Consider the following 21986-nt stretch of genomic DNA (forward strand, 5'->3'; position numbering starts at 1 on the left):
GACCCGGAGACCCTCTAGGGCGAGCCTCGACAGCGTTATGCGAGCGTGTCCGCCGCCGTCGGCGAGGAGTCGCGCAGGAAGACCGAGCAGCGCTCGTACTCCTCCTTCTCCCCGATGGCGCCGGCGGCCCGCGCCAGGGCGTGCAGGGCGCGCAGGAAGCCGCGGTTCGGCTCGTGCTCCCACGGCACCGGGCCGTGACCCTTCCAGCCGGCCCGGCGCAGCGCGTCGAGGCCGCGGTGGTAGCCGGTACGGGCGTACGCGTACGACTCCACCGTCCGGCCGGCGGCGTACGCCTGGTCGGCGAGGGCGGCCCAGGCGAGCGAGGAGGTGGGGTGCGCGGCGGCCACCTCGGCCGGGTCGGTCCCGGCGGCGAGCGCCTCGCGGGGCGCGGGCTCGTCGGGCAGGTGGGTGGGGGCGGGGCCCCCGAGCAGGTTCTGGTGAATCGACATGGGCCCAGTCTGGCCGACGACGGCGCCCGGCGGCGAAGCGGCCGGCGACCGAACGGCCGCGCCCGGGCGGCGGCCGGGCGGGGGCCGGGCCGCGGCCGGGCGGCCGCCGGGCGGCGGTCGGGACCGGGTCACGCGCCGGACCGGGAAGCGGCGCACGCCCCCCGGCCCGCGCGCCGCTCCCGGCCCGCATCCGGCCCGGCCACCGGGTGGCGGGGGGCCGGGCCGGCCGCCGGGTGACGGGGGGCCGCGGGCACGCCCGCGGGCCTGGAGGCGGCCAGTTCCCGGCGCAGGACCGGCACGATCCGCTCGCCCAGCAGGTCGACCTGCTCCAGGGCCGCCTCCAGCGGCAGCCCGCAGTGGTCCACGGCGAAGAGCTGGCGCTGGTAGTCCCCGTAGACCTCCCGGAAGCCGAGCACCTTCTCGATGACCTGGCCGGGACTGCCCACGGCCAGCGGGGTCCGGGCCGCGCACTCCTCCAGGGACCAGCGCCCGCCGTGCGGCCGGGACCGGTCGAAGTACGGGCGGAACGCGCGCACCGCGTCCTGCGAGCGCGGCCGTACGAAGACCTGCCCGCCGAGCCCGACGACGGCCTGCCGGGCGGTGCCGTGGCCGTGCTCCTCGTACCGGGTGCGGTACAGCTCCACCAGCCGCGCGTACTGCTCGACGGGGGCGGACAGGTTGTCCGCGAAGAAGCCGTCGCCGTAGGAGGCGGCCTGCTCCGCGATCTCCGGCGAACGCGCCGACGCGTGCCACACGAAGGGCGGTACGCCGTCCAGCGGGCGGGGCACGGAGGTGAAGCCGTCGAGGCGGGCCCGGAAACGGCCCCGCCAGTCGACGTCCTCCTCCCGCCACAGGCGGTGCAGCAGGGCGTAGTTCTCCCGGGCCAGCGCGATGCCCTGGCGCAGGTCCTGGCCGAACCAGGGGTAGCAGTTCGGGGTGTTGCCCCGGCCCGTCATCAGGTCGAGGCGGCCGCCCGCCAGGTGCTGGAGCAGCGCGTACTCCTCGGCGACGCGGACCGGGTCGTTGGTGGTGACCAGGGTGGTGGCGGTCGACAGGATCAGCCGCCGGGTGCGCGCGGCGAGGTAGCCGAGGAGCGCCGGCGGCGAGGAGGTCACGTAGGGCGGGCTGTGGTGCTCGCCGGTGGCGAAGACGTCGAGGCCCGCCTCCTCCGCCCGCACGGCGAGCGCGGTCATGGCCCGGATCCGCTCGTGCTCGGTCGGCGTGCGGCCGGTCGACGGATCGGGGACGGCCTCACCGATCGAGAAGACGCCGAACTGCACCCCGCCCCTCCCGTGTCGCACCGCCGCCGTACGGGGCACCGCGCCGGGGCGGGCCCGGCACCGCGGCCCGTGGGCCCCGCGATCCGACCGTGCCCGACGCGCGGGGACCGGACCAGGTACGCCCGGGCAGTCCGTCAAGTCCGGCGGGGGTGTGGCGGCCCCACCACGTTCCGGCGAAGTGCGGTGGCCGGCGCACCTCCCCGGAAGAGGGGTGCTCGGCGGACGGTAGAGGCGCAGTGGACGCACGCCGAGGGGGGCATGTCGTGAAAGCGGTCATGAGCAGCATCGACAGCAGGGGGACGGGAACGGCCGTGCCGGTCCGGCGGGACCCGCTCACGGCGGGAACGGCGCTGCCGGTGCGGCGGGACCCGGTCCACGAGGCGGCCGACGACCTGTGTTCCGCGGTCCTGTGCTCGCTGCGCCGCAAGGACCAGCGGGAGAAGGGCCGGCAGTACGTGCGGGGCCTGCTGGCGCTGCCCGGCCGGAAGTCGATGCGCGGTATCGCGGGGCAGTTCGGGGGCGGCGCCGCGGAGCAGAGCATGCACCACTTCATCTCCGGCTCCACCTGGGACTGGGAGCCGATCCGCGCCTCGCTCGCCGGGTTCCTCCAGGCGGCCACCCCCCTGACCGCGTGGGTGGCGCAGCCGATGGCCATCCCGAAGGGCGGGGAGCACTCGGTGGGGGTGGCGCACCGCTTCGACCCGCACCAGGGGCAGATGTTCCGCGGGCAGCAGGCCTTCGGGACCTGGTTCGCCTCGGCGGCGCTGGTCAGTCCGGTGGGGTGGCGGATGCACCTGCCGGAGGGCGACGGCCCCGAACCGCTGGAGCCGGCCGATGCCCAGGCCGCGTACGAGGAGTCCGCGGCGACCGCCGTCATCGAGACCGTGCGGCGCAGCGGCAACCGGCGCCCGGTGGTGCTCGACATCCAGCGGATCGGCAGCCGTTCCACCATGAACCGCTTCGCGGAGGCCGGACTGCCGGTCATCGCCCGCATCGGGCCGGCCACCCCGCTGCTGGTCACCGACCCGGCACTGCCGGGCCACGGCGCGGGTCCGCGCCCCGCGCGGGACGTCCTGCAGGCGGTGAAGGGGCTGTGCACCCCGGTGGAGTGGACCGACCCGGACCCGGCGTTCCCGGGGGGCCGTCACCGCAGCACCCTGGCGGTCGCGGTGCGGGTGATGATGCCCGACCCCGCGCCGGCCCGCCGCCGCCACCTGCTGCTGGTCGGCGAGTGGACCGACCCGCGCCGCGCTCCGGCGCAGCTGTGGCTGACGGACCTGGTACGGCTCCCCGTGGGCCCGCTGCTGCGGCTGACGAAGCAGGGCCGGCGGGTCGGTTCCGCCGCCGAGCACAGCGGACGGGAGGCGGGCCTGCGGGACTTCGCGGGCCGGGCCCTGCCCGGCTGGCACCGGCACGTCACGCTGGCCTCGGTCGCGCACGCGGCCCGTGCCCTGACCGGCACGGAGCACTACGCGGCGGCGTGAGGCACCGCCCCGCCGCCGCGGGTGCCGGAGGGCCGGTAGGGGGCCTCAGGCCCGGTCGGCGGCGGCGCGGCGGTCGTGCAGGACCGTGCGGGTCCGGCGCAGCCGCAGGGCCATCTGGATCTCCAGGGCGCCGGCGGGTTCCTGCCAGGTGGGGCCGAGGAGTTCGGTGATGCGGTCCAGGCGGCGGGAGACGGTGTTCGGGTGCACGTGCAGGGCCTCGGCGGCGCGGGTGGGGCTGGAGCCCGAGGCGAAGTACGCCTCCAGGGTGCGGGTCAGCTCCGTCAGCCGGTCCGCGTCGTACTCCAGGACGGGACCGATCGTCCCCGCGATGAACGACTCCACGTCGTGGTCGGCGGACAGCAGCATGCCGAGGAAGCCCAGTTCGCGCAGGGAGGCGGTGCCGCCCACCCCGTCGAGCGCGGTCAGCGCGTCCAGGCAGCGCACGGCCTCGGCGTAGACGCGGGCCACCTCGCCGGCGCTCCCGGTCGGCCCGGCGGCCCCGGTGGACACGGCGTGGCCGAGCAGCGGCGACAGCTCCGCGGAGGCGCGGTGCGCGGCGGCGGAGGCGTCGGTCCCGGGCAGGACCAGGACGATGCAGCCCCGCCGGACGCCCTTGAGCCCGCCCGTCCGGTAGGCGTACGAGGACGCCCAGGCCACGGCCTTGCCGAGTTCGCCGCCCTCCGGCCGGGCGACGACCACCACGTGCGGGCGGTCGAGGTCGATGCCGAGCCGGCGGGTGCGCTCCAGCAGGTGCAGGTCGACGGAGTGCGGCCGGTCCAGCAGGTCCGCGAGGAGTTCGTCGTGGACGGGGCCCTCGGCGGCGGCCGTGCCCCGCTGGATCAGCATCAGGGAGGCGACGGACTGGGCGGACAGCTGGAGCAGCCGTACGTCCTCCTCGGCGAGCGGCGCGGAGGCGCTGAGCAGCAGCACCCCGAGGTCCTCTGCGCCCGCCAGCACGGGGGCCAGCCACAGCTCGCCGGGCAGGCGCACCGGACGCCGGTCGGTGAGCGCCTGGAGGGCGCCCTTGGTCACCGCCTCCTCGTCCAGGCCGGGCAGTTCCCCGGTCGCGGTCAGCGGCCGCCCGCCCGGGTCACGCACCTGGAGCACCCCGTCCAGCGCGTCGGCGGTGGCCCGGGCGACGGTGGCGAGACCGGCGCCGTCCAGGACCAGCCCGGCCAGCCGGGCGTGGCACTCCCACAGGTGGCGGACCCGGGTGAGGGCGGTGTGGGTGCGCGAGCCGTAGGCCTCCAGTTCGGTGACCTCGTCGCGGGTCTGCTCCAGCAGCCGGGCCTTCTCGATGGCGACCGCGGCCAGGTCGGCGAGGGAGAGCATGATGCCGATCTCGTCCGGGGTGAACTCCCGTACGGCGCGGTCGGATCCGTAGAGGGCGCCGAGGGTGGAGTCCCCGCGCCGCAGCGGCACGGCGATGATCGCGCGCAGGCCCTCCGCCTCGACGACGGCGTCGATGCCGGGAGCGTGCGCGATGCCGGTGTCGGCGAGGTAGTCCGGGGTCCACACCGGGGAGCGGCGGGCCTGCGCGATGCTGCCGAGCCCCCGGCCGGTGCCGAGTTCGAGGCCGACGTTGAGCGCGGTGGTCTCGCCCTCGGAGGTGCGCACGTACGCGGACCCGTCCGGGCGGCTCAGCGACAGCCAGGCCATGTCGAAGCCGAGGAGGCGTCTGGCCCGTCGGGTGATCAGGCGGAGCAGGCCGTCGATGTCGTACGGGGAGGTCAGGTCGTGGGCGGTGTCGACGAGGGCGGTGAGCGCGGCCTCGCGCTGCTTGCCGCTGCTTGCGCGGGCCCGTACCGAGCGGGCGAGGTCCACGGCCCGGGTGAGGGCGGCGAGTTCGGCTTCGTCCGCGCCCGCGAGGCGGGCCTCGGCGAGCAGGGTCTCGTAGCGGCTCTGCGGGGCGTCCGCAGCGAGCAGTTCCAGTACGGCCAGCGGGCCGCCCCCGTCCCCGCGCATACCGCCGCTCCCCCCACCCGACCAGCCGTTTTCCGTCCCCGGACCCGAACCTAGGTTCCGCCGGGCGAGGGGTCAAGCAGCTGCCCGGCGGCCGGAGTCGGGGTCAGGTGCGGGCGGTGCAGCTCAGGGTGAGCCCGGGGGCCGGGCGGGCCGTCCGGGCGGCCTCGACCCGGGCCTCGGCCCGGTGCAGGGCCGCCAGGTACGCGTCACCGGGGCGGCCCGCTCCCGCGCCGCGCAGGCCCGCGAGGGCGAGGCGCAGCTCGCGGTGGCGTCCGAGCGCGAGTTCCGCCTCGACCCACTGGCCGAGCACGGAGAGCCGGTCGGCGTCGAGGCAGGCGATGCGGCGGCTGAGCCAGGTCCCGGCGTCGATGCCGTCCAGGACGGGGCCGGTCCACAGGTCCAGGGCCCGGCGGAGCCTCGCGGCGGCCTGCGCGGCGTCGCCGCGCCCCATGGCCCGGTAGCCGGCGCCCGCCTCGCGCTCGAACTCGCGGACGTCGCAGCGGCCGCCGCCGGAGTCGAGAAGATACCCGCCGGGCCGCGTGGACAGCACGGTCTCGGGCGTGCGTACCGAGCCGGCGCCCAGCGCCTCCGCGAACCGCTCGCGGAGCCTGCGGACGGCGGTGTGCAGGGCGGCGTGGGCGTGCTCGGGCGGGACGCGGCGGGCCAGCTCGTCCGCGAGGACGGAAGCGGGCACGACCCGGTCGGGACAGGCGGCGAGGACCGCCAGGACATGCCGGGCCTCCGGCGTGGGGGCCGTGATGGGCACACCGTTCTCGGTGACCCGTGGTGTGCCGAGTACCTCAATGTCCACAGTGATCTCCCTGGGCAGGCGAGCAGAAAAATCATACCCGGAAGGATCTTTTTGGGAAGGGGGCGGACGGGACGGTCTCAGGCGGAGACCTCCTCGGCGGCCGCCCGGGTCCCCTCGGCGGCCGCCCGGGTCCCCTCGGCGGACGCCCGGGTCCCCTCGGCGGCCGCCCGGGTCCCCTCGGCGGACGCCCGGCCGCGCTCGGCGGACGCCCGCGCCATCCCGGCGGCCGCGCCCGCGCCCGCGTCCTCGGGCGCCTCGCCCTCGCGGGGCGGCACGCCGCCCGGGCAACCGTACCGGCACTCGTGCGTGCCCTGCGGTCCGTACAGCGCCCGCGCCCCCCGCCCGGGAGCCGTGTCCAGCCGGATCGCCACGGCAGGGACCACCACGCCGGGCATCACGTGCGTGTAGAGCTCCGAGACCTGCGCGTCCAGGTCCAGCCCCAGCGTGTACGACATGGTGTTCAGTCCCGCGAACGCGCCCACGATCAGACGGGCCGGGATCCACGGGTCCACGTTCGGCAGCAGTTCCCCGCGCCGCTGGGCCTCCTCCAGCAGGGGGACGTGCAGCTCGATCCAGGTCTGGTACGGGGTCACCCGGTCGAGGCTGCGGCCGGCGTGGTCCAGGGTGAGCCGGGCGCTGGCCCGCATCAGCGCGTCGTGCCGCAGCTGGTGCGAGAAGACCATGCCGATGTCCACGAACTCCTGCGCCTTGTACTGCTGCGGCCGCATCTGCGGCTGCGACTCGTTCTGCGCGTCGATGACGGCCTGGGCCAGGCCTTCCTTGGAGTCGAAGTGGAAGTAGAGCGCGCCCTTGGTGACCTTGGCGATGTTGACGATGTCCGAGAGCTTGGCCGTGTCGTAGCCGTACTCCTCGAACACCAGCGCCGCCGCCTCCAGGATCGCCCGACGCGTGCGCACCGCCCGGTCCTGCTTCACCTGGGGTCGCACTGTCTTCATCGCCGGCGTCGCCTCTCCTGGCCCGCCGGCATTACATCCCGGCGGGTACGTTTCTCTGCCTAGATTCCACACCATCGCCGCCCCCCACGTCCACCGGCGTATGTCACCTCGGGCGAATCCGTACCGAATCCGCACAGCATCCGCGCCGGATCCCAGCCGGTCCGAGCCGTGACCGGCCGGATCCACGGCGCGGGGCGTACGGAAAAAGGGGTCCGCCGGCCCGAGACGGACCGGCGGACCCCTTCAGGTCCCGGCGGACCCCTGCGGGTCCTCGCCGCTTACTTCAGCTTGGTGCCCGTGGAACGCAGGTCGGCACAGGCCTGGGTGACGCGCTTGGCCATGCTCGCCTCGGCCAGCTTGCCCCAGGTACGCGGGTCGTAGGTGGACTTCTTGCCGACCTCGCCGTCGACCTTCAGGACACCGTCGTAGTTGCGGAACATGTGGTCCGCGACCGGACGGGTGAAGGCGTACTGGGTGTCGGTGTCGAGGTTCATCTTCACGACGCCGTTCTCCAGCGCGGTGGCGATCTCCTCGGGCGTGGAGCCCGAGCCGCCGTGGAAGACGAAGTCGAACGGGGAGGCCTTGCCGAACTTCTCCGCGACGCCGGCCTGGAGGTCCTTGAGCAGCTCGGGCCGCAGGACGACGTTGCCCGGCTTGTAGACGCCGTGCACGTTGCCGAAGGAGGCGGCGAGCAGGTAGCGGCCCTTCTCGCCCAGGCCCAGGGCCTCGGCGGTGCGGATCGCGTCATCGACGGTGGTGTACAGCTCGTCGTTGATCTCGTGGCTGACGCCGTCCTCCTCGCCACCGGTCGGGGTGATCTCGACCTCGAGGATGATCTTCGCGGCCGCGGCCTTGGCGAGCAGCTCCTGGCCAATGGCCAGGTTGTCGGCCAGGGTCTCGGCGGAGCCGTCCCACATGTGCGACTGGAAGAGCGGGTTCAGGCCGCGGGCGACGCGCTCGGCGGACACCTCCAGGAGCGGACGCACGTAGCCGTCCAGCTTGTCCTTGGGGCAGTGGTCCGTGTGCAGCGCGACCGTGACGTCGTACTTGGCGGCGACGACGTGCGCGAACTCGGCCAGGGCGACCGCGCCGGTGACCATGTCCTTGCTGTACTGGCCACCCAGGAACTCGGCACCGCCGGTGGAGATCTGGATGATGCCGTCGCTCTCGGCCTCCGCGAAGCCGCGCAGGGCAGCGTGCAGGGTCTGGGTCGAGGTGACGTTGATGGCCGGGTAGGCGAACTTGCCTGCCTTCGCCCGGTCGAGCATCTCGTTGTAGACCTCGGGGGTTGCGATGGGCATCTGTCCGCTCCTTGGATGTGCGGGGAGTGTGCTTATTGCGGGCCCTGACCTGGGGGCGACGTCGCCGTCGCGCCTATCTTTCCAGACTCGGCGCGACACTCCACCCCGCCCGTCACCCCTCGCTCAGCGGGTTGGCCGGGGTGTTTCACGTGAAACACCCCGGCCGACCGAAAAGGCGCAGGTCAGGACCGGAGCATTGGCCTCCGGGACCGTGGCCGGCCGTTCTCCCGGCCCCGGTCGACGACCGGCCGCCACCCCTTCACGCCCACGATCCGAGACGGCCGCGGCCGTAGCGCGGGGCTCAGGCCAGACCCAGGTCCCCGAGCCGGTAACCGGTGAGGTAGGGCAGACCCGCCTCGGCGATCGCGTCGGCCGCGCCGCGGTCCACGATCGTGGCGACGGCGACGACCTCGCCGCCGGCCTCGCGGACCGCCTCGACGGCGGTCAGCGGGGAGCCGCCGGTGGTCGAGGTGTCCTCGACCACCAGGCAGCGCTTGCCCTTCACATCAGTGCCCTCGATGCGGCGCTGCATGCCGTGCGCTTTCTGCGCCTTGCGGACGACGAAGGCGTCCAGGCGCTCACCGCGCGCGGCGGAGGCGTGCAGCATCGACGTGGCGACCGGGTCGGCGCCCAGGGTCAGGCCGCCGACGCAGTCGAACTCGAGGTCGGCGGTGAGGTCCAGCATGACCTGGCCCACCAGCGGGGCCGCCTCGCCGTCGAGGGTGATCCGGCGGAGGTCGATGTAGTAGTCGGCCTCCTTGCCGGAGGAAAGCGTCACCTTGCCGTGCACGACGGCCTTGTCCTTGATCTGCTGCAGAAGCGCATCGCGTGTGCCGGACGGCATTACTTCGTTGACGTCACTCATGACAACGAGCTTAAGTGCGGGCTAGCCGAGCCGGCGCCACGCCCACGTCGTGGAGATCTCCAGCGGGTCCACCGGTGTGACCAGGCGCGGGAGGGTGTTCAGACCGTTCGGCGGGCCCGACTGCGGCTCGACGCAGACGGCCTCCGGCTGCTCGTCGTAGACGACCACCCATTCGGCGGGGCTGGTGATCCTCAGGTCCAGCTGTCCGGGCCAGGTGAGGGTGACGTCGACCCCGTAGGGCATCCCGAAGCAGTCGTCCCAGGGGCCGGGCTTCGGGTCGATGCGGCGGCCGGTGGGGATGTGGTCCTCGTCCCGTTCCTCCTGCCAGGCCGGGTCGAAGCCGATCCGGGCCGGCTCCCCGCCGTCCGTCAGGACCCGGTTGAACCAGGGGTGCCAGCCCGCCTGTGCCGGGAAGGAGTCCTGGTACGTCTCCACGCCCATCCGGATCGTCAGCGCGTCCTCGCCCAGCTCGAAGACCTGCGTCACCCGGCCGGCGTAGGGCCAGGGGTCGACGAGGTCGTAGGTGAAGGCCGCGCTGGTGCCGTCGACGGAGGCCGTCTTCCAGGCCGCGTCGCGGGCGAAACCGTGGAGGGCGTGCGGCGGATGGTTGAGCGGCAGCTGGTGGACCTCGGCGCCGTCGTGGAACCGGCCGTACGCCGTCCGCCCGCACCAGGGGACCATCGGGAAGGAGCCGAACTTCGGTCCCTGACGCAGCAGCTCGAGGCCGTCGACGCGCAGACCGCCGACCCGGCAGCCGTTGTCCTGATCGATGGTGAGTTCCGCGCCTCCGGCGCTCAGTTGCGTAGTCATACGGCGACCCTACGGCGCGTCAACGGCGCCGGCGCAACGCCCTTCCGACCACGACCGCCGAGGCCAGCGCCAGGGCCGCCGCCGGGGCGATCCAGCGCAGGCCGTTCTGGCCGGTGGCGGAGGAGGGGGCCGGGACCGGGGCGTAGCGGCCGCGCGGGGGCGCGTGGTCGACCTCCTCCGCGCTGCGGCCGATCATCGTGCGGCGGGCGTGGGCCGCCTCGGCCGGCGGACGTCCGGGGCCGGCGGGACCGGCGGGACCGGCGTCCGGCTCCTCCGCCCTCCCCGCCTCGGTGAAGGAGACGAACTCGGTCAGATCGCCGTCGAGGAAGGGGTCGAGCGACGGCGGCGGCACCTCGGTGTCGAACACCGACGGGCGGGGCCCGGCCTCCGTCCCGGCCGCCTCCGCCTCCTCTGCCTCGGCCACCGGATCGCCCGCGGCGCCGGCCGCGCCCGCCAGGTTGGCGGCGAAGCGGTCGAGCAGCCGTCCGGCGGCGGTGGCGGTGGCCTGCGGGTCGAAGGCGGCGGCCCGGCCGTCCGCCGTGGCTCCGCCGCTGAACTCCAGCCGGGTCCCGCCCTCGTACGGCACCAGCCGCAGCACGAGCGCGAGGCTGACGGCGCCGCTGCCGCGGACCTCGGTGCCCTCGCCCTCGACGGCGAAGTGGTCGGGGTCCCGCTCGGCGAGGGACAGCACGCCCCGGTAGGTCACGGTGTGCCCGCCGACCCGGAGCTTGAGCCGCCCGGCCGGCGGCCCGGCGGCGGTGTCGGCGTCCTGCTGGAGCCCGGGGACGCAGCGGGCCACCCGGGCGGGATCACGCAGCACGGCGCGGACGTCTTCTGCCGGTACCGGAACGAACACCTGATGCTCCATGCGGTCGAGCCTACCGACGGGACCCGCCCGTGCACACGGACACGACGCCCCGGCTCAGTGGTATCGCGGATGCGGCAGCGTGGACGGCGGCAGTCCGGACGGCCGCGCCCGGGCGGCGTCCCGGGCCGCGTCCCGCAGCGCCTGGGTCGACACGGCCAGCAGGGCGGGGGTGCCGCGGTCCACGCGCAGCTCGGGGACCCGGTCGTGGGCGGCCAGTACGAAGCCCCAGTCCTGCGGCGGCGCGTCGGCCGCGCCCTGGGTGCGGTCGGGCCCGGCGGCGAAGCCGGAGAGCCGGCCGCCGGTGCTGTAGGGGGTGGTGAGCAGCCCGGCCGCGCGCAGCGTGGACTCGACGGTCCAGTACGTACGCGGCCGCGTGGTGAGGGGGCCGGCGTGCACCGCGATGCGCCCGCCCGGCGTCAGGGCCCGCGCGGCGAGCCCGTAGAACTCCTGCGAGTACAGCTTCGTGCTCGGGGTGATGCCGGGATCGGGCAGGTCGGAGAGGATGACGTCGAACCGGTGCCGGGCGGCGGGTCCCCGCAGCCAGCGGAAGGCGTCCTCGGTGACCACGTCCATGCGCGGGTCCTCGTACGCCCGGGCGTTGAGCGCGGAGAGCATGGGGTCGGTGCGGGCGAGGCGGACCACGCCGGGGTCGAGCTCGACGACGGTGACGGAGGCGACGTCCCGGTAGCGCAGCACCTCCCGGGCGGCGAGCCCGTCGCCGCCGCCGAGGACCAGGACGCGGGCGTGCGGGCCGGTCATGGCGGGGTGGACCAGGGCCTCGTGGTAGCGGTACTCGTCGTAGCCGCTGACCCGCAGCCGGCCGTCCAGGAAGAGGTCGAGGGAGCGCGGGGACCCGGTGGACGGCCCGGTCAGCACCAGCTCCTGCACCCCGGTCTGCGTGGCGACCCGTACCTCCGCGCCGTAGACGGCGGTGCGCGCGGCCCGTTCGAAGTCGTCCACGAGGAGGGTGGCGCAGGCGAGCAGGGCGAGCACGGTCGCGTTGGCGGTGACCAGCAGCCAGCGGGAGCGTCTGCTGAGGTCCTGGCGGAACAGCCACAGGACGAGCCCGCCGCCGACGACGGCGTTGACCGTGCCGGTGAGCATGGCCCCGGTGAGCTGGCCGAGCACGGGCAGCAGCAGGAAGGGGAAGGCGAGCCCGCCGACGAGGGCGCCCACGTAGTCGGCGGCGAAGAGGTCGGCGACGGCCCCGCCGGCGTCCTGTCTGCGGATGCGCTGGATGAGGACCATCAGCAGCGGGATCTCCGCGCCGATGAGCACGCCGATGCCGAAGGAGAAGGCGACGAGTGCGGTCCGGGACTCGCCGAGCCAGGCGAAGCTGGCGTACAGGGCCATGGCGGAGAAGCCCCCGAGCAGGGCGAGCGCCGCCTCGATGGCGCCGAAGCCGAGGGCGGGCCGGCGGCGCAGGCGTTTGGCGAGGAGGGAGCCGACGCCCATGGCGAAGACCATGACGGACAGCACGACCGACGCCTGGGTGACGGAGTCGCCGATGAGGTAGGAGCCGAGGGCGAGCAGCTCCAGCTCGTAGACGAGCCCGCAGGCCGCGCAGACGAACACCGTCGCCAGCACGAGGAGTCGGCCGGTCCGCGGGCGTACGGGCAGGGCGGCGTGGACGGTCTGCACGCCCCGCGGCTCCGCCGCCGGGAGCAGCCCGCGGGGGGCGGAACGGTCGATCATGCAGCGAACCGTACGTCACCGCCCACCGACACCCTGTCACCCACATGGGTGTAAGTGGCGTGTCGGTCAGGCCAGTTGGAGTAATCGGGGCGGGCTCGCGCGCGACCGTCCCACCTGGAGCAGTCGGCCCGGAGGACCGCTCCGGCGTCCCCACGCACGGCCGCGTCCCCGCGCACGGCCGCGTCCCCACGCCCTGCGCCCTAGACGGGCGCGCCCATGCGTACGCCCACCCGGGTGCGGGTGGCCACCAGCTGCCCCTCCTGCGGGTACGCGTGCCAGGTGCGCCAGCGGACCTGCCCCTCGTGGCGCTGGGCGAGCATCGCGGTGAACGCGTGCGGGTCACCGGGAAAGGTGCCGGCTAGCCCGTTCGGATGGTCCGCGACCAGTGCGAGCAGCTCCTGGGCCCGTCCCGCGAAGGAGCCCCGCGAGAGCGTCTCGACCCGCGCGGCGAACTCGTACTCGTAGTCGCCCACCCGCTTCGCCACGCCGAGCGGCAGCGGCGTACTGCTGCCGGGCATGCAGGCGACCGTCTCCGAGCAGAGCACCTCACCCTCCTCCAGGAGCACCTGGTGAGAGGCCCCGAGCAGGCGCAACTCCACCTTCGCGTCCGCGAGCTGGAGGTTCAGTACGGCCAGGGCGGGCAGCCGGTCGCGTCCCAGGGCCCAGGCGAGATCGGCGGCACGCGTGTCGGTGTAGGTGGTCTGGAGGGTCGTGAGCATGAGTCGGCTCCGCAAACGCGCGAGGGAGATGGGCCGGGGCCCGCCAGCGGTAGTCAACGGGTGGGGGGACACCGGCACCGGTCCACAGGAAGTCCCGGAGAGGTCCGGGGACTGGTCTACTCAACCGAGGGAATCATGAAAGGCACGGCACTCACAGCGTTTTTACCCAACTTGACGGGGTTTACATCCCCCCGGGGGCTTCACGGTTCACGTGTTCAACACGACGCCGCCCGTACGCCGTAGTGCCGGCCCGAACAAGCGGACGCCCGAAGGAAGTTGTCCCCGGCGGGCGCCCCTTCCACACCGGATCCGCGCCCCCTTCCCTCATCGTCCGGTTCGCCGCCCGCGGCACCCGTACCAGTGTCAGCTGGACCCGCAGCCTCCGCCACCGCAGGAGGACGAGGACCCGCACGAGGAGGACGAACCGCAGGACGAGGACGACGACCCGCAGGAGGACGACGACCCGCAGGACGACGAGGACCCCCCGCCGGCCGCCCACCCGCTGGAGCCGGAGCCGCCGGACCGGCTGCCGCCCGGCTCGGAGAAGTGCCTCACCAACAGGACGATCCCCACGACCGCCGCCACCACGAGAACCAGGACAAGGACCACGGCCCCGCCCCCTTCCTCACACCCCGGTCACCCGGGTCGCGGCACCCCCGTGGCCCGCGTGCAGGGGGGATGCCCCCGCGCCAACGCCTCGAAAGCACACTTGAGCTACTCCAGAGGTTCCCCGCAGGATGGCGCCCATGAGCGCACCCGCGAGCAGCAGCAGCCGCCCCTTCCTCAACCGCCGCCTTGCCTCCTTCGGCACCACGATCTTCGCGGAGATGTCGGCGCTGGCCGCCCGCACCGGGTCGATCAACCTGGGCCAGGGTTTCCCCGACACCGACGGCCCCGCCGAGATCGCCGAAGCCGCCGTGCGCGCGATCCGCGACGGCCGCGGCAACCAGTACCCGCCGGCCCCCGGGATCCCCGAGCTGCGCACCGCGGTCGCCGCCCACCAGCGGCGCTTCTACGGCCTGTCCTACGACCCGGACACCGAGGTCCTCGTCACCGCCGGTGCCACCGAGGCCATCGCCGCCTCCCTCCTCGCCCTCCTCGAACCGGGCGACGAGGTCATCGCGCTGGAGCCGTTCTACGACTCCTACGCCGCCTGCATCGCCATGGCCGGCGCGGTCCGCGTCCCGCTCACCCTGCGCGCCCCGCACTTCCGCCCCGACCTCGACGCCCTGCGCGACGCCGTCACCCCGCGCACGCGGCTGCTCCTGCTGAACACCCCGCACAACCCGACGGGCACCGTCCTGACCCGCGAGGAACTGGCCGTCATCGCCGAACTCGCCGTGGAACGCGACCTGCTGGTCGTCACCGACGAGGTCTACGAACACCTCGTCTTCGAGGGCGGGCACGTGCCGCTGGCGTCCCTGCCCGGCATGCGCGAGCGCACCGTCACCATCTCCTCCGCCGGAAAGACCTTCTCCTTCACGGGCTGGAAGGTCGGCTGGATCACCGCCCCGCCCGCGCTGGTCTCCGCGGTCCGCTCGGCCAAGCAGTTCCTGACGTACGTCTCCTCCGGCCCCTTCCAGTACGCCGTCGCCGAGGCCCTCGCCCTCCCCGGCTCCTACTTCGACGCCTTCCGCGCGGACCTCGCCGCCAAGCGCGACCTCCTCTGCGACGGCCTGACCGCCGCCGGCTTCGAGGTCTTCCGCCCGCAGGGCACCTACTTCGTCACCACCGACATCGCACCCCTGGGCGAGAAGGACGGCCTCGCCTTCTGCCGCGCCCTGCCCGAGCGCTGCGGGGTGGTCGCCATCCCCAACCAGGTCTTCTACGACGACACGTCCGCCGGGGCCACCCAGGTCCGCTGGGCCTTCTGCAAGCAGACCCACGTCCTCCAGGAGGCCGTGGACCGCCTCCGGCAGCTGTAGGGCACGGCATGGGCGTGACGACGGGACGGACCCCGCCCGCCTCCGCGCGCACGGGGCGAAGACCGGGGACGGCCCGGCCGGCCGGGCTCGCGCTCGGGGTGTTCGCCGCGGTGCGCGGCGCCGGGGTGCTGGTGATCGCCCTGGGCGCGTGGTGGGACGGCCGGAACCCGGTGAAGGTGCTCGGCGGCTCCTGGGACTCCTTCTGGTACCTCTCCATCGCCGCCCACGGCTACGGCCGCACCCAGATGTGGCCGGCCTCGGACTCCATCCAGAGCGACTACGCCTTCTTCCCGCTGTACCCGCTGCTGGTGGACCTCCTCGGCGGCGGACCCGTCGCGGGGCTCGTGGTGGCCTGGACGGCCGCGGCGGTGGCCGCCGTCGGCGTGTACCGGATCGGGGAGCTGCTGCTGGGGGCGCGGGCGGGGGTGCTGCTGGTCGCGCTGTGGGCGGCGCTGCCGCACGCCGTGGTGCTGAGCCTCGCCTACACGGAGCCGCTGCTGTGCGCCCTGGCCGCCTGGTCCCTGTACGCGCTGCTGCGGGAGCGCTGGCTGTGGGCGGCCTCCCTGGCGGCGCTCGCCGGACTGACCCGGCCCACCGGGATCGCCGTGGCCGCCGCCGTGACGGTGCTGGCCCTGCGGGAGCTGGCGGTACGGGGCAACCGCGCGCCCGCGGTGTGGGCGGCCGGGCTGCTCGCGCCCGCGGGCTGGGCCTCGTACGTCGTCGCCGTCGGGGCGCACCGGCACGATCCCCTCGGCTACTTCACCGTGCAGCGGCAGTGGGGCTCGCGCTTCGACTTCGGCGGCGGGACCCTCGAGGCGGCCTGGCGGGCGCTGTCCGGCGGACCCGTGACGATCCCGGCCGGGGTGACGCTGGCCGCGCTGGCCGCCGCCGGGCTGCTGGCGGTCCTGGCCGTACTGGACCGGACGCCGCTGCCGCTGCTCGTGTACGCCGGGACGCTGCTGGTGATCACCTTCGGCGGGGCGGGCTTCTTCGAGTCGAAGCCCCGGTTCCTGCTGCCCGCGTTCCCGCTGCTGCTGCCGGTGGCGGCCGCACTGGCGAGAGCCCGGCCGCGCACGGCGGTCGCGGTGACCGCCGGCCTGGCCGGGCTCTCGTACGGCTACGGGGCGTACCTGCTCCTGATCGCGCGGGTACCCCTGTGAGGGGAGGGACGGCTACTCGCCGTCCTCCTCCTTCTTGTCGTCGCCCTCGGCGGAGTCGACGTCCTTCTCCAGGCCGAGCTGTTCGAGCAGCCACTTGTCGAACTCGATCGACGCGCGGACCCAGCTGACCGTGGAGGACACGAAGTGCTCCAGGCTGACGCCGGTGCCGATCAGCATCTGCGCCTCGCCGATCAGGCGGACGGAGCCGTCGTCGTGCGTGTGGCTGTAGACCTTGGGCCACAGGGTGCGGCGGTTCCAGTCGTCGATCGACTCGAGCAGCTGCGGCTTGTCGTCGATGGCGTGCGGACGGTCGTAGAAGGTCCGGACGGAGAAGACCTGCTGCTCGCCCTCGCCGCGGAACATGAAGTAGGTGCGGAAGTCCTCCCACGGCGCCGCGAGGTCACCCTCGTCGTCGACGACGTACTTCAGCTCCATCTGCTCCAGGAGCTGCTTGACCAGGTCCTGGTCGGGGACGACGGGGCCCGCCGGTCCTTGGCCTTGCGGTTCGGGCTTACCCCCGAAGTTCGGAATCGAGGCCGGGTCGATGCTCACCGTGTACTTCCCTTCGTGCGGATACCGCCATCCTCCCCCATCGCGCCCACCCCGTGTCCAGCCCCGCACCCCCGATCCGCTCCGGGCGGACACGGGGGCGCGGCGGCCGTCGCGGGAGGGCGCCCGCCGTCCGGGCGGACCCTTACCCGGCCCGGCCGACCAGCAGGCCGTCGCCGGCCACGTCGACCCGTACGGTGTCGCCGTCGCGGACCTCGCCGGAGAGGATCTCCTTCGCGAGGCGGTCGCCCACGGCCGTCTGGATCAGGCGGCGCAGCGGCCGGGCTCCGTACGCCGGGTCGTAGCCCTTGTCCGCCAGCCAGGCCAGGGCCCCGGGGGTGACGTCCAGGACGAGCCGGCGGTCGGCGAGGCGCTTGGCGAGCCGGGCGATCTGGAGCTCGGCGATGTGCGTCAGCTCGTCGCGGGTCAGCGCGGAGAAGACCACGAGGTCGTCGAGGCGGTTGAGGAACTCCGGCTTGAAGCTCGCCCGGACCACCTCGAGGACCTGCTCCTTCCTGCGCTCCTCCGGGGTGACGGGCTCACCCGGGCCGTGCCCGCTCAGGAACTGGCTGCCCAGGTTGGAGGTGAGGATCAGGATGGTGTTGCGGAAGTCCACCGTCCGGCCCTGGCCGTCGGTGAGACGGCCGTCGTCGAGGACCTGGAGCAGGATGTCGAAGACCTCGGGGTGCGCCTTTTCGACCTCGTCCAGCAGCACCACGCTGTACGGGCGGCGGCGGACGGCCTCGGTGAGCTGGCCGCCCTCCTCGTAGCCGACGTAGCCGGGCGGGGCGCCGACGAGCCGGGCCACGCTGTGCTTCTCGGAGTACTCCGACATGTCGATGCGGACCATGGCCCGCTCGTCGTCGAAGAGGAAGTCCGCGAGGGCCTTGGCCAGCTCGGTCTTGCCCACGCCCGTCGGGCCCAGGAAGAGGAACGAGCCGGTCGGCCGGTCCGGGTCGGCGATGCCGGCGCGGGTGCGGCGCACGGCGTCCGCGACGGCCCGTACGGCCTCGGTCTGGCCGATCAGGCGGCGGCCCAGCTCGTCCTCCATGCGCAGGAGCTTCTGGGTCTCCCCCTCGAGGAGGCGGCCGGCCGGGATGCCCGTCCAGGCGCCGACCACGTCGGCGATGTCGTCGGGCCCGACCTCGTCCTTGACCATGGAGTCCTTCGACGCCTCGGCCGCGGCCTCGGCCTCGGTGGCCTCGGCCAGCTCGCGCTCCAGCTGCGGGATCTCTCCGTAGAGCAGCTTGGAGGCGGTGTCGAAGTCGCCGTCGCGCTGGGCGCGCTCGGCCTGGCCGCGCAGGTCGTCCAGGCGCTCCTTGAGCTCGCCGACGCGGTTGAGGGACTGCTTCTCCTTCTCCCAGCGGGCGGTGAGGCCGCGCAGCTCCTCCTCCTTGTCCGCGAGGTCCTTGCGGATCTTGTCGAGGCGTTCGCGGGAGGCGGGGTCGGACTCGTTGTTGAGGGCCAGCTCCTCCATCCGCAGGCGGTCCACGGAGCGCTGGAGCTCGTCGATCTCCACGGGCGAGGAGTCGATCTCCATGCGGAGCCGGGAGGCCGCCTCGTCGACGAGGTCGATGGCCTTGTCGGGGAGGAAGCGGGAGGTGATGTAGCGGTCGGAGAGGGTGGCGGCGGCGACGAGGGCGCTGTCGTTGATGACGACCTTGTGGTGGGCCTCGTAGCGGCCCTTGAGCCCGCGCAGGATCGCGATGGTGTCCTCGACGGTGGGTTCGGCGACCAGCACCTGCTGGAAGCGGCGCTCCAGCGCCGGGTCCTTCTCGATCCGCTCGCGGTACTCGTCGAGGGTCGTCGCGCCGACCATGCGCAGCTCGCCGCGGGCCAGCATGGGCTTGAGCATGTTGCCCGCGTCCATGGCGGAGTCCCCGCCGGCCCCGGCGCCGACGACGGTGTGGAGCTCGTCGATGAAGGTGATGATCTGGCCCTCGCTCGACTTGATCTCGGCGAGGACGGTCTTGAGCCGCTCCTCGAACTCGCCGCGGTACTTGGCGCCGGCCACCATCGCGCCGAGGTCGAGGGAGACGAGCCGCTTGCCCTTGAGGGACTCGGGGACGTCGCCCTTGACGATGCGCTGGGCCAGGCCCTCGACGACGGCGGTCTTGCCGACGCCGGGCTCGCCGATGAGCACCGGGTTGTTCTTGGTGCGGCGGGAGAGGACCTGGACGACGCGCCGGATCTCGTGGTCGCGGCCGATGACGGGGTCGAGCTTGCCGTCGCGGGCGGCGGCGGTGAAGTCGGTGCCGAACTTCTCCAGGGCCTTGTACTGGCCCTCCGGGTCGGGGGTGGTCACCCGCCGTCCTCCTCGTGCGTTCTGGAAGGCGTCCAGCAGCTTCTTCGCCGTGGCGCCCTGGGCGGACAGGACCTCACCGGCCGGTCCGCCCTTGGCGGCGATGGCGATGAGGAGGTGTTCGGTGGAGAGGTACTCGTCGCCCAGGCGGCCGGCCTGGGCGTCGGCCTCGGCCAGTACGGCGAGCAGGTCGCGGCTGGGCTGCGGGGGCGCGACCGTGGAACCGGTGACGCTGGGCAGGGCGGCGAGCAGCCGCTCGGCCCCGGCGCGGACGGCGGCCTGGTCGGCGTCGGTGGCGACCAGCAGGTCGGTGACGTTCTCGTTGTCCTCACCGGCGAGCAGGGCCAGCAGGAGGTGCGCGGGGGTCAGGTCGGCGTGTCCGTCCTTGACGGCCCTGCTCGTGGCCGCGTTCAGGGCGTCGCGGCTCTTGTTGGTCAGCTCGGCGTCCATTCTCGGTTTCTCCTCTCCTGCGGGTCTGCGTGGCGCTCGGCACGCGACGGGCGGTGGCGTACGCACTCTGACAGGTTCAGCATCTGCAAAGTTGAGTCTATTCCACTCAAGGCCGTTCTCCTGCCGGACCGGCCGGTCCGCGGGCGTACGCTTCGGCCCATGTCCCATGACGTACTCAACCCGACGCCCGAGTACCTCGCCTTCTGGCGGGAGCGGCACGTCTGCACCCTGACCACCCCGCGCCCGGACGGCACCCCGCACGTGGTGCCGGTGGGCGTGACGTACGACCCCGAGGCGGGGCTGGCGCGGGTGATCAGCAACAAGCACAGCAAGAAGGTCCGCAACGTCCTGGCGGCGCCCGGCGGCGGCGCGCGCGCCGCGGTCTGCCAGATGGAGGGCAGGCGCTGGGCCACCCTGGAGGGGCGCGCGGTCATCCGCACGGACGAGGCCTCGGTCGCGGAGGCCGTGGCGCGCTACGCGGAGCGGTACGGGCGGACGCCCTCGCCGAACCCGGACCGGGTGGTCCTGGAGATCGCCCTCGACCGGGCCATGGGCCGGGCCTGAGGGCGAACGGCGGGCGGCGGGAGTCCTCGAGCGCTTCCCGACGGTTCCCCGGGCGATTGTCCGGTTCAACCACTGGACGCGCACATCACAACGGCGCCATCGTGGTCAGGTCCACGATGGCGCCGTTGTGTGGGGGTAGCACCTGGAGCGATCTGCAACGACGGGGGAATCGCCTCAGGCACTGCGGGGGGTGGCGGTGGTGATATCGGGTTCGAAGAGCTGGTGGTCACGCTGGTCGAGGTTGACGAAGACCATGCCGTACCGCACTTCGCAGCGGACGGGCTGCGGTGCGCCCCGGGGGCGGCGCAGGCAGCGGTAGGCACGGACGTCCTCGTCCTCCTCGCGCACGACGACTATCGGCTGGCCGAAAAGGGTGACCATCAGCGAGTCGCCGGCGTAGGGGATCGCCGTGGCGAGGTCGATGAACTGCCACCCGGAACGGTAGGCGGAAGCCATCTCGCGGCGGAAGTCGCGGTCGTCGGGGGTCATCAGGACGCCTTCGCAGGGGTGCTGTTCCAGCCGAAATCGCTCTCGGCCGCCGTCCCGGCCAACGAGCTGGCACCAGCCTGAGCGCTTCCCTCGTCACCGCTGACGGCGACGACTGCTCCAAAGACCGCGACGGCGGAGAAAACAACGGCAAGCGCCGAGCGAAGCATTCTCTTATACATGGTCGGCTTCGTCCTCACTTGATGGAATCCTCTCCCCCGCACTGACAGACGATGGCTCATTCAGGCACGTCAGTGCCACAGGGACGATGCATCATGTTCTTACATGTTCAGGACCCTGGGGGGTGGAGATTTGCCCAAGAGCGACATAAACCCGACACATCACCACCCCGTCACCGAGATGTGCAGCGAGGGAGCGCGACTGTACGCGGCCGCCCTGAGCACCGGCCGCGTGGCCCGCGGCGAGGTCGTGAACGCCCCCTGCCTGCTCGAATTCGCACTGCTGCGACCCGACCCGGACGACGCGAACCAGCTGCGCGCGGTTCCTCCGTCCATCGCGCTGGCCCAGCGGCTCCATCCGATCGAACGCGAGATCCAGGAGCGCAGACGCACCGCCGTAGATCTCACCGATGCATTCGAGCCGTTCCTCACCATCAGCGCGCAGAGCCCCGCCAACACCCACGCCATCACGGTGCTGGAGGGGTTCGACCAGATCAACGCCGCCATCGACCTGGCCACCGCCGAGTGCCACACCGAGGCCCTGACGGTGCAGCCGGGCGGCGCCCGCCCCACCTTCGTCCTCAGCGAGTCCCTGGAGCGGGCCACGCCGATGATCGACCGCGGGGTGAGCATCCGGACGCTCTACCAGCACACCGTGCGGCACAGCCAGGGCACGCTCGCCTACGTGGACCGGATCTCCACGGGGAAGGTGGAGATCCGCACGCTGGAGGAGCTGATAGAGCGTCTCATGATCTTCGACCGCACCGTGGCCATCATCCCCGCCAGCGACGACCGGCGGGTGGCCCTGGAACTGCGGCACCCGGGACTGGTGGACTACCTCATCAAGGTCTTCGAGCAACTGTGGCGCCGGGCCGTGCCGTTGGGCGACGAGGTCACCTACACGCACCACCCGGATGGTATCTCGGGAGTCCAGCGGTCCATCGCCCAGCTGCTGATCGAGGGGCACGTGGACGAGGCGATCGCCCGCCGGCTGGGAATGAACGTCCGCACCTGCCGCGCGCACATCGCGAAACTGGCCGCCGCCCTGGGCAGCGGCAGCCGGGCCCAGCTGGGCTACCTCATCGCCCAGTCCGGGATCCTGCACAGCACGAACCCGGCGGAGCTCCCGGAGGGCTGAGGCGGGCCCCAGGGGCCCCGCAGGGCCCGT

19 protein-coding genes are annotated in these 21986 nt (G+C 73.5%); 5 read left to right on the top strand and 14 right to left on the bottom strand.

Annotation, left to right across the window (positions count from 1 at the left end; genetic code table 11):
• Positions 1-35: 35 nt before the first annotated feature.
• Both ACZ514_RS10805 and ACZ514_RS10810 read right to left on the bottom strand, forming a co-directional pair.
• Positions 36-449 carry a DUF3151 domain-containing protein gene (locus ACZ514_RS10805; RefSeq protein WP_468163665.1) on the bottom strand — a complete coding sequence of 138 codons (414 nt, stop codon included), beginning with the start codon at positions 447-449 and terminating at the stop codon, positions 36-38.
• Between the two features lie 128 nt (positions 450-577).
• Positions 578-1729, bottom strand: a complete 1152-nt coding sequence (locus ACZ514_RS10810; RefSeq protein ID WP_469124551.1) for a CE1758 family FMN-dependent luciferase-like monooxygenase — start codon at positions 1727-1729, stop codon at positions 578-580.
• Between the two features lie 275 nt (positions 1730-2004).
• Here ACZ514_RS10810 and ACZ514_RS10815 point away from each other — a divergent pair, with 275 nt between their 5' ends.
• Positions 2005-3213: an IS701 family transposase gene (locus ACZ514_RS10815; protein ID WP_468163669.1), complete on the top strand. Its 1209-nt coding sequence runs from the start codon at positions 2005-2007 to the stop codon at positions 3211-3213.
• Between the two features lie 45 nt (positions 3214-3258).
• On the opposite strand, the gene ACZ514_RS10820 is transcribed toward ACZ514_RS10815, so the two are convergent.
• From ACZ514_RS10820 to ACZ514_RS10860, 9 genes are all read right to left on the bottom strand, one after another.
• Positions 3259-5178: a helix-turn-helix domain-containing protein gene (locus ACZ514_RS10820; protein WP_468163671.1), complete on the bottom strand. Its 1920-nt coding sequence runs from the start codon at positions 5176-5178 to the stop codon at positions 3259-3261.
• 103 nt (positions 5179-5281) lie between these two features.
• The gene (locus tag ACZ514_RS10825; RefSeq protein ID WP_468163673.1) at positions 5282-5989 is read right to left on the bottom strand and encodes an AfsR/SARP family transcriptional regulator; all 708 of its coding nucleotides are present in this window, start codon (positions 5987-5989) and stop codon (positions 5282-5284) included.
• 77 nt (positions 5990-6066) lie between these two features.
• Positions 6067-6945, bottom strand: coding sequence for a ScbR family autoregulator-binding transcription factor (locus ACZ514_RS10830; protein ID WP_469124552.1), 879 nt, complete (start codon positions 6943-6945; stop codon positions 6067-6069).
• Between the two features lie 278 nt (positions 6946-7223).
• Complete coding sequence (gene fbaA / locus ACZ514_RS10835; RefSeq protein ID WP_388933322.1) at positions 7224-8246, bottom strand: class II fructose-bisphosphate aldolase; 1023 nt, start codon at positions 8244-8246, stop codon at positions 7224-7226.
• Positions 8247-8547: 301 nt separating this feature from the next.
• Positions 8548-9111, bottom strand: coding sequence for an orotate phosphoribosyltransferase (gene pyrE / locus ACZ514_RS10840; RefSeq protein ID WP_467890173.1), 564 nt, complete (start codon positions 9109-9111; stop codon positions 8548-8550).
• 21 nt (positions 9112-9132) lie between these two features.
• Complete coding sequence (locus tag ACZ514_RS10845; RefSeq protein WP_468163677.1) at positions 9133-9921, bottom strand: aldose epimerase family protein; 789 nt, start codon at positions 9919-9921, stop codon at positions 9133-9135.
• 19 nt (positions 9922-9940) lie between these two features.
• Entirely contained in the window at positions 9941-10789 is an 849-nt protein-coding gene (locus ACZ514_RS10850; RefSeq protein ID WP_469124553.1) for an SRPBCC family protein, read from the bottom strand.
• A 54-nt stretch (positions 10790-10843) separates the two neighbouring features.
• Complete coding sequence (locus ACZ514_RS10855; RefSeq protein WP_468163681.1) at positions 10844-12484, bottom strand: polyamine aminopropyltransferase; 1641 nt, start codon at positions 12482-12484, stop codon at positions 10844-10846.
• 200 nt (positions 12485-12684) lie between these two features.
• Positions 12685-13203 (bottom strand): DUF2617 family protein, encoded by a 519-nt coding sequence (locus tag ACZ514_RS10860; RefSeq protein WP_388933309.1) that lies wholly within the window; start codon positions 13201-13203, stop codon positions 12685-12687.
• A gap of 737 nt (positions 13204-13940) precedes the next feature.
• On the opposite strand from ACZ514_RS10860, the gene ACZ514_RS10865 reads away from it, so the two are divergent.
• Together ACZ514_RS10865 and ACZ514_RS10870 are read left to right on the top strand one after the other, a co-directional pair.
• On the top strand, positions 13941-15128 hold the full coding sequence (locus ACZ514_RS10865; RefSeq protein ID WP_469124554.1) for a pyridoxal phosphate-dependent aminotransferase: 1188 nt from the start codon (positions 13941-13943) through the stop codon (positions 15126-15128).
• An 8-nt stretch (positions 15129-15136) separates the two neighbouring features.
• Positions 15137-16288 (top strand): hypothetical protein, encoded by a 1152-nt coding sequence (locus ACZ514_RS10870; protein WP_468699445.1) that lies wholly within the window; start codon positions 15137-15139, stop codon positions 16286-16288.
• Between the two features lie 12 nt (positions 16289-16300).
• Here ACZ514_RS10870 and ACZ514_RS10875 read toward each other — a convergent pair whose 3' ends face one another.
• Together ACZ514_RS10875 and clpB are read right to left on the bottom strand one after the other, a co-directional pair.
• On the bottom strand, positions 16301-16840 hold the full coding sequence (locus tag ACZ514_RS10875; protein WP_467890155.1) for a type III secretion system chaperone family protein: 540 nt from the start codon (positions 16838-16840) through the stop codon (positions 16301-16303).
• A gap of 142 nt (positions 16841-16982) precedes the next feature.
• On the bottom strand, positions 16983-19589 hold the full coding sequence (gene clpB, locus ACZ514_RS10880) for an ATP-dependent chaperone ClpB (RefSeq protein WP_468699444.1): 2607 nt from the start codon (positions 19587-19589) through the stop codon (positions 16983-16985).
• 159 nt (positions 19590-19748) lie between these two features.
• Here clpB and ACZ514_RS10885 point away from each other — a divergent pair, with 159 nt between their 5' ends.
• Positions 19749-20153, top strand: coding sequence for a pyridoxamine 5'-phosphate oxidase family protein (locus tag ACZ514_RS10885; RefSeq protein ID WP_468163691.1), 405 nt, complete (start codon positions 19749-19751; stop codon positions 20151-20153).
• A 174-nt stretch (positions 20154-20327) separates the two neighbouring features.
• Here the strand turns inward: ACZ514_RS10885 and ACZ514_RS10890 are convergent, their stop codons facing one another.
• On the bottom strand, positions 20328-20642 hold the full coding sequence (locus ACZ514_RS10890) for a Rieske (2Fe-2S) protein (protein WP_030228709.1): 315 nt from the start codon (positions 20640-20642) through the stop codon (positions 20328-20330).
• Positions 20643-20924: 282 nt separating this feature from the next.
• Between ACZ514_RS10890 and ACZ514_RS10895 the strand changes: the two genes are divergently transcribed.
• On the top strand, positions 20925-21956 hold the full coding sequence (locus tag ACZ514_RS10895; protein ID WP_468163693.1) for a helix-turn-helix transcriptional regulator: 1032 nt from the start codon (positions 20925-20927) through the stop codon (positions 21954-21956).
• The last annotated feature ends 30 nt before the right edge of the window (positions 21957-21986 follow it).

Source organism: Streptomyces sp. NPDC034086, assembly GCF_055575515.1.